The sequence below is a fragment of the Streptomyces sp. NPDC005761 genome, from assembly GCF_040630635.1.
Taxonomy (GTDB): Bacteria; Actinomycetota; Actinomycetes; order Streptomycetales; family Streptomycetaceae; genus Streptomyces.
Genome location: NZ_JBEXXX010000001.1, coordinates 463,053 through 470,469, shown reverse-complemented (window position 1 = coordinate 470,469; position 7,417 = coordinate 463,053). Strand labels below are relative to the sequence as shown.

Here is a 7,417-nt window from a genome sequence, read left to right as displayed (position 1 = left end):
GGGCACCACTGCGTCGTCGGGTGCACACGCCATTTTTGAGGAGTCTGCCCGGAGGGGCACCACCCCCACCCACCGGACAACAGCGCCCCGCGGGGCACCCGCACCAAAGCCCGTCCGGCGATTGAGGACGGAACCCCCCACCAAGGGGGCCCGCACGCGCTCACTCGACGAACAGCCCCCGCGCCGCCGCCCGTGCGTCGAACTCCTCCAGCCTCGCCTGCGCTTCGGGCAGGTCGTCGCACATGGCTTCCAGCAACACCCGCCCCAACAGCATCGGCGCGCAGGCGGTGTCGAAGGCGAGCCCCGTTCCGACGGCGGCGGGGATCAGCAGATCGCTGTGCGCGGCCACCGGCGCGAAGGCGGAGTCCGCCACCGACACCACGGCCAGCCCCTGGTCCCGCGCGTAGGCGAGGGCGTCCACGACCTCGCGGGGGTGACGCGGCAGCGCGAAGCAGATCAGCGCGCTCGCACCGGCCCGCCGGGCCGCGTCGATCCGGTCGTGCAGCATGCTTCCGCTCTCGTCCAGCACCCGGACGTCGGGATGCACCTTGGCGGCGAAGTACCCGAAGCCCCGGGCCTGCGAGGAGGCAGCGCGCAACCCGAGCACCAGCAGGGGCCGGGAGGCGGCGAGCAGCCGGCCGGCCCGTTCGACGGGTCCCGGGTCGGCGAGCAGCTCGGCGAGGTGGCGCAGGTTCTCGATCTCGCCCAGCACCGCCTGCTGGTACTCGTTGTACCTGTCCTCACCGGCGTCCTCCCCGCCGTCCTCCCCGGACCCGGCCGCGGCGACCTCGCGCAGGTGCTTGCGCAGCGCGGGATAACCGTCGAAGCCGAGGGCGACGGCGAACCGGGTGACGGAGGGCTGGCTGACCCCGGCCAGTTCGGCCAGTTCGACGCTGGAGAGGAACGGGGCGTCACCGGCCCTGCGCACCATCGAATGCGCGATGCGCCGCTGCGTGGGCGTGAGTCTGCGCCCCTCGAACAGCTGCTGCACACGCGCGGCCGGGCTGCTCCCGCTCATCCTGTCCCCTTGGTAGATCCGTCGCGCCGACGCACGGCCCCGGCGAATCCATTCAGTCAGCAAGCCGTCTGAATGTCCATATGCAGAGCGCCCCTGCGGCCCTGGGGCCTCGTACGGATCAGGCCGGACCGAGCCCGGCACGCTCCGGACGGAACGCCCTAGCCGGGCAGCCCGGCCCGCACGGCCAGTACCGCGAGGGCCTGGCGCAACCCGTCCCTGAACGCGTCGTCGAGGCCGGCCGTGAGCTCCTCGTCGATGGCGTTCGCCGTCGACGTGCAGAGGTCGAGCAGTTCACGGCCCCGTGCCGTGAGGGTGAGGATCTGGCGGCGGCGGTCGCCGGGGTCGCGCTCCCGGCCGACGGCTCCGAGCTCCTCCAGGTGATCGGCGAGGCCGACCACCAGGCTGGGCGTCACGCGCATGGTGCGGGCGATCTCCTGTTGCGACGCCGCCGCACCACTGGCCAGCAGAGCCATCAGCCCGGCGTGCTTGGGCTTGAGCCCGTGGACGGCGATCCGCTCGGCGTACGCCTCGGCGGTGATCGCGCCGAGCGTGCCCAGCCGGAAGCTCACGGTGTCGGTCAGCTTTTCCCGCTTGACATCCTTCACGCTTCGCACCATATCATCGGGCAATCATTCAGAGAGTTAATGATTCACGAGGTGACGAGATGCGACGTACCTTGATCGTTCTCAACGCGGCCATGGCAGCCGCTTCGGCGGCCGCGGCCGTGATCGGGGTGGTGCGCCCCACGCTCCTGCTCCCGCCCGGTACGGAGCCGACGGCGGGACTCCAGGTCTACGCCGAGGCGTACGCGGTCCGCGCCGTCCCGCTCGCCGCCGCGCTGGCATGCCTGCTCCGGGGGGAGCGTCGCGGGCTCGTACCGGTCCTCGCGGTGGCCGGCGCCGCGCAACTGGGCGACGCCTACATCGGCATCAGCAAGGGGATCCCCGGCATGGCCGTCGGCGGGGCCCTCGCGGCGGGCGTCCACCTCGCCTCCGTCGGGTGGCTGACCCGCCGCACCGGCCTCCGCGCCCCAAGGAGTGCCTGACGGCCGGCCGGTGACACCGGCTCAGCCGGTGTCCACGCCGTCCAGGACCTCGATGACCGACACCCAGGAGTTCCAGGCCCGGACGGTGACCCGCATCGTCCGGCCGTTCTCCGCCGTGCCGGACCAGACACTGCTCCCCTCCTCGGCCTCGGCCTCGGTCGGCTGCCCGGCCCTCAGACCGCACGCCTTCAGCGCGGAGCGCAGATCCGTGAGCTGCGCGCGGGCCGTCGCCGTGTCGTCGTACTCGACGACCCGGTGCTGGGCCAGAGCGCCGTCCGTACCCCGGTACCGGAGGCTGTACCGGCTCTGACCGGGCTCGTCCGCCATGGCGAACGACGCGGGGCAGGCCCCGTCGAGCCCCACCTGGGGCAGCGGGCCGCCCTGCGTTCCGGTGTCCGACGCGGGTTCCCCGTCCGCCTTCCAGTGCCACCGCCGGTATCCGGGAAGTTCGTCCGCCGGTCGCATCCGGATCACCCCGTCGCTCCGGAAGGGGTTGTCCGTCGCGGTGGCGACCGCCCCCCGGTCGGGCTCCCGGACATCGGACGGCAGAAGCGCCCAGGCCCCGGCAGCCACCAGCGCCGCCATGCCGGCCGCACCGGCCATCCGGCGGCGGCTCCGCCGCCGTCGCCCCCTCGCACGGATCTCCTCGGCCGCGGGCAACCGCACCGCGACGGCATCCAGGAGTTCCTCGACCTCAGCCATGACTGACCCTCCCCTCCCGCTCGGCACCGAGCGTGGTGTCGGCGAGCCGCTCGCCGAGAATCCTGCGGGCCCGATGGAGCCGGGTCCGTACCGCGCCGCACGACACTCCCGTCTCCCGCGCCACCTCTTCCACCGGCAGGTCCAGCAGATGGTGCAGGACCACCACCTGTCGCTGGTCGCCGGTCAGCTCCGCCAGCGCGGCCACCAGTGCCACCCGGTCCTCCGACAGCCCCGGCACATCGGCGGGCAGACCGTGCCGGAAGTGCGCCCGCACCCGGTTGCGTGTCCTGCGCCAGGTGCTGATCGCCAGCCGCACGGCCACGGTCCGCACCCAGGGCAACGGGTCACCGCCGCCGGCGACCTTGTCCCACCGCTGCCACGCCCGTACGTATGCCTCCTGCACGGCGTCCTCCGCCGCCCCCAGGTCGCCCGTCATCGCGTAGACCGTGGCCACCAGACGCTTGGCCGTCGCCGCGTAGAACGCGTCGAACTCGTCCGTTCCCGCTGTCATGGCCCCCATCCGTTCCTCACGTGCCCCGAGAACTGCTTCTTCCAGGTACACGCTCCGGCCGGGCAGGAGGTTACGGACGACTTCGCCGAGGGCGGCGTGTCGCCGGCCTCCCCTCCGCCCGCCCCCGGAGAAACAGGGGGGTTAGCCCCACTGACCCGGCCGCCCCCGCTTCGTACCGTGGAGTCATGGACGCAGCCGACACCGAGCTCAGGAAAGAGCTCAAGGCCACCCTGCAGGCCCGCAGCGAGCTGGGGGCGGAGTACGAGTCCGCGCTCGTCGATTCCTTCCTGGAGAAGGTCGAGCAGCGGCTCGACGGCACGCTCGACCGCAGGGTCCGGCGCCACCTCGCGGAGCAGCAGATCAGTGTCGCCCGGGGGGCGCGCTCCCCGGAGCCCCCGCTGGGGCACTTCGGTGAACGCTTCGGGTTCGGGATCATCTCGCTGATCCTGGCGATCCCGCTGTCCGCCATCGGTGTCGCGAACGCGGGGATCGAGGGGCTCGTCGTGGCCTGGCTCGGCATCGTGGGCGTCAACGTCGTCCAGGCTGCCCACGGCGGGAAGCTGTTCGGGCGCCGGGAGACCGAGCGGCGGACGACGTCCGACTGGGAGGCCTGAACGGAGCGAGGGGCATCACGCCTGGCGGGTCGGCAGCACGACCACCTGACGCAGGTTGATGTGGCGTGCGCGGCTGGTCGTGTACGCGATCAGGTCGGCGATCTCGTCACCGGAGAGCCCGCCGAGCGCGTCGAACATGCCGTCCAGCTGACCGCTGAGCTCCGCGTTGTCGACGTGTCCGGCCAGTTCGGAGTCGGTGAGCCCGGGCTCGATGTTCGTGACGCGGACGTCGCGCGGGCCGAGTTCGGTGCGCAGCGAGGCCGACAGGTAGGTGAGCGCCGCCTTCGTGGCCCCGTACACGGCGTAGTTGGGGAACGTGATGTGCGCGCCGATCGACGAGATGTTGACCAGGTCGGCCGTGCGGCCCCCGGCGGCGGCGGCCACCAGGTCGGCGGTGAAGGCCCGGATGATGCGCAGGACGCCCGTCACATTGGTGTCGAGCATCCGTTGCCACTCGTCCGCGCGGCCCGCGTCCACCGGGTTCGGCAGCATCACCCCGGCGGCGTTGACCACCAGGTCCACCGGGCCGAACTCCTCGTGCACCCGCTCGGCGGCGGCGTCGACCGACGCCTGGTCGGTGACGTCCGTGACCACGACGAGCGCTTGACCGCCGTCGGCGGTGATCCTGGCGGCGAGCTCCTCCAGCCGCCCGGCACGGCGGGCCAGCAGCGCCACCCGCACTCCTTGGGCGGCGAGCAGCCGGGCGGTCGCGTTCCCCATGCCGCTGGCGGCTCCGGTGATGACGGCGGTGCGGCCTGCGAGCGTCGCGTACGACATGTCCGTACTCCCTGAGGTGATGCCGCCGGAGCGCTTCCCCGGCCTGGTCCCACTCTGCGGAAGTGCGCGGCGGCTACCCAGGGCTGCGTCCTTCCTGGGTCCGGCAGTACCAGGCTGGGCGTCGGCCGGTCTTCTACGATCGGCGGCATGGACGGCGACCTCGGAGACTTCCTCCGCTCACGACGTGCCCGCATCCAGCCCGAGGACGTGGGGCTGAACTCCTACGGCAGAAGGCGCGTCCCCGGGCTGCGGCGCGAGGAGGTCGCCCAGCTCGCCGGGGTCAGCGTCGACTACTACATCCGGCTGGAACAGGGCCGCGGCCCCAGCGTCTCGGACGCCGTGCTCGACGCGATAGCCCGGGTGCTCCGGCTGGATACGACGGAGCACGCGTACCTGCGCACGGTCGCCCGCCCCGCGCCGCGCAAGGCGGCGGCGCCCGCCGCGCAGCGGGTACGGCCGGGGCTGCGACTGCTCCTGGACACGCTCGACCGGGCGCCCGCCTTCCTCCTGGGCCGGCGGATGGACGTACTGGCGTGGAACGCGCTGGGGGACGCGGTCGTCGGCTTCTCCCGGATGGCCGCCACCGAGCGCAACATGCCTCGGCAGACGTTCCTGGAACCGTCGGCGCGGGAGCTGTACCCGGACTGGCCGGCCGTGGCGGCGGAGACGGTCGCGTATCTGCGGCTGGACGCGGGGCTGCACCCCGACGACAAGCAGCTCGCCACTCTGGTCGGCGAACTGTCCGTGAAGAGCGAGGACTTCCGCCGGCTGTGGGCGGACCACCAGGTGAAGGCGAAGACGTACGGCGTGAAGCGGATCGACCACCCGGTCGTGGGCGGGCTGACGTTGCCGTACGAGACGCTCGGCGTGCCCGGCGACCCCGATCAGTCCCTCGTCGTCTACACCCCGGAGCCCGGCTCGGAGACCGCGGAGCGCATCGCCCTCCTGGCGAGCTGGGCGGCCGCGCCACGGGCACAGGACGGCGACGGGGACGAGGAGGGTGCACGTGGTCTCCGCGCATAGATGTGTCGCGGGAACCGCCGCACCCCCGGTTTCCCAGGGGGCGGGACGACGGCGGTCCCCGCGAAGGACGCGGTCCGGGTCAGGGCCGGTCTCGCATCCGGGCGACGGTGGAGGTCCGGGAGCCGCTCCGTAGTCCGTGTCGCCGTTCGGTGCCGGCGGGTTTCCCTGCCGACACCGACCAATCTGCCCGAGCCGTGTTAAGCGGGTGCTGCGGCCACGTGACGCGCTCGTACCGTTTTCGCGAAGCGCGCGTTCCGGCCCGGACCTCGCCTCCCGTCTACGGCTGCGCGGGCGGGGCCGACGCGTCCTTGGCGAGGAACGCCAGCAGGTCCTGCCGGCTGACGACACCCTTCGGCTTGCCCTCCACCAGCACGATCGCCGCGTCGGCCGCGCCCGTACCGCCGAGCACCGCCATCAGGTCCTCGACCGGTTCACCGGAGCCGACCTGCGGCAGAGGCGGCGACATGTGCTTCTCCAGCGGGTCGGAGAGCGAGGCCTGCTGGGCGAAGAGCGCGTTCAGCAGCTCCCGTTCGACGACCGAGCCGATGACCTCGGCGGCCATCACGTCGGGGTGGCCGGCGCCGGGCTTCACGATCGGCATCTGCGAGACGCCGTATTCGCGCAGCACGTCGATCGCCTCGCCGACGGTCTCCTCCGGGTGCATGTGGACGAGCGTCGGGATCGGTCCCGCCTTGTAGTCGAGGACGTCGGCGACACGGGCGGACGGGCCGGTGTCCTCCAGGAAGCCGTAGTCCGCCATCCACTCGTCGTTGAAGATCTTGCTCAGGTAGCCGCGGCCGCTGTCCGGCAGCAGGACGACGACCACGTCGTCGGGCCCGAGCCGCTTCGCGACCTCCAGGGCGCCCACGACCGCCATGCCGCAGGAACCGCCTACCAGCAGCCCCTCCTCCTTGGCGAGCCGGCGGGTCATCTGGAAGGAGTCCTTGTCGGACACGGCGACGATCTCGTCGGTCACCGTCCGGTCGTACGCCGACGGCCAGAAGTCCTCGCCCACACCCTCGACCAGATACGGCCGGCCGGAGCCGCCGGAGTAGACCGAGCCCTCCGGGTCCGCGCCGACGACCTTGACGGCGCCGCCGCTGGCCTCCTTCAGGTAGCGGCCGGTGCCGCTGATGGTGCCGCCGGTGCCGACCCCCGCCACGAAGTGGGTGATCTTCCCCTCCGTCTGCTCCCACAGCTCGGGACCGGTGGTCTCGTAGTGGGAACGCGGGTTGTTCGGGTTGGAGTACTGGTCGGGCTTCCAGGCTCCCGGCGTCTCACGGACCAGCCGGTCCGAGACGTTGTAGTACGAGTCCGGGTGCTCGGGATCGACCGCCGTCGGGCAGACGACGACCTCGGCACCGTAGGCGCGCAGCACGTTGATCTTGTCCGTGGACACCTTGTCCGGGCAGACGAAGATGCACTTGTAGCCCTTCTGCTGCGCGACGATCGCCAGGCCCACGCCCGTGTTGCCGCTGGTCGGCTCGACGATCGTGCCGCCGGGCTGCAGCTCGCCGCTCTGTTCGGCGGCCTCGATCATGCGCAGGGCGATCCGGTCCTTGACCGATCCGCCGGGGTTGAAGTACTCGACCTTGGCCAGGACCGTCGCCTGGATGCCGGCCGTGACACTGCGCAGCCTCACCAGCGGGGTATTGCCTACGAGACTGATCATCGAATCGTGGAATTGCACCGTGTACTCCGGGGTCTCCGAGATGGTGCCGCAAGAG

At 72.1% G+C, this 7,417-nt stretch carries 9 protein-coding genes; 3 read left to right on the top strand and 6 right to left on the bottom strand.

Annotated features, from left to right (window positions below):
* Window positions 1-160: 160 nt before the first annotated feature.
* Window positions 161-1,018, bottom strand: coding sequence for a MurR/RpiR family transcriptional regulator (locus tag ABZ434_RS02125; RefSeq protein WP_359131397.1), 858 nt, complete (start codon window positions 1,016-1,018; stop codon window positions 161-163).
* A 158-nt stretch (window positions 1,019-1,176) separates the two neighbouring features.
* Window positions 1,177-1,623 carry a MarR family transcriptional regulator gene (locus ABZ434_RS02120; RefSeq protein ID WP_359131396.1) on the bottom strand — a complete coding sequence of 149 codons (447 nt, stop codon included), beginning with the start codon at window positions 1,621-1,623 and terminating at the stop codon, window positions 1,177-1,179.
* 59 nt (window positions 1,624-1,682) lie between these two features.
* Here ABZ434_RS02120 and ABZ434_RS02115 point away from each other — a divergent pair, with 59 nt between their 5' ends.
* The gene (locus ABZ434_RS02115) at window positions 1,683-2,063 is read left to right on the top strand and encodes a hypothetical protein (protein WP_359131395.1); all 381 of its coding nucleotides are present in this window, start codon (window positions 1,683-1,685) and stop codon (window positions 2,061-2,063) included.
* Window positions 2,064-2,084: 21 nt separating this feature from the next.
* On the opposite strand, the gene ABZ434_RS02110 is transcribed toward ABZ434_RS02115, so the two are convergent.
* Window positions 2,085-2,765 (bottom strand): hypothetical protein, encoded by a 681-nt coding sequence (locus ABZ434_RS02110; RefSeq protein WP_359131394.1) that lies wholly within the window; start codon window positions 2,763-2,765, stop codon window positions 2,085-2,087.
* A complete protein-coding gene (locus tag ABZ434_RS02105; RefSeq protein WP_359131393.1) occupies window positions 2,758-3,276 on the bottom strand; it encodes a SigE family RNA polymerase sigma factor in 519 nt (172 codons plus the stop codon). The genes ABZ434_RS02110 and ABZ434_RS02105 overlap by 8 nt, the downstream gene beginning before the upstream one ends.
* A gap of 185 nt (window positions 3,277-3,461) precedes the next feature.
* Between ABZ434_RS02105 and ABZ434_RS02100 the strand changes: the two genes are divergently transcribed.
* Window positions 3,462-3,890, top strand: coding sequence for a hypothetical protein (locus tag ABZ434_RS02100; RefSeq protein WP_359131392.1), 429 nt, complete (start codon window positions 3,462-3,464; stop codon window positions 3,888-3,890).
* A gap of 15 nt (window positions 3,891-3,905) precedes the next feature.
* Here ABZ434_RS02100 and ABZ434_RS02095 read toward each other — a convergent pair whose 3' ends face one another.
* Window positions 3,906-4,667 (bottom strand): SDR family oxidoreductase, encoded by a 762-nt coding sequence (locus tag ABZ434_RS02095; protein ID WP_359131391.1) that lies wholly within the window; start codon window positions 4,665-4,667, stop codon window positions 3,906-3,908.
* 147 nt (window positions 4,668-4,814) lie between these two features.
* Here ABZ434_RS02095 and ABZ434_RS02090 point away from each other — a divergent pair, with 147 nt between their 5' ends.
* Window positions 4,815-5,690, top strand: a complete 876-nt coding sequence (locus ABZ434_RS02090) for a helix-turn-helix transcriptional regulator (protein ID WP_359131389.1) — start codon at window positions 4,815-4,817, stop codon at window positions 5,688-5,690.
* A 277-nt stretch (window positions 5,691-5,967) separates the two neighbouring features.
* Here the strand turns inward: ABZ434_RS02090 and ABZ434_RS02085 are convergent, their stop codons facing one another.
* Window positions 5,968-7,380, bottom strand: coding sequence for a cystathionine beta-synthase (locus ABZ434_RS02085; RefSeq protein WP_359131388.1), 1,413 nt, complete (start codon window positions 7,378-7,380; stop codon window positions 5,968-5,970).
* Window positions 7,381-7,417: the final 37 nt, after the last annotated feature.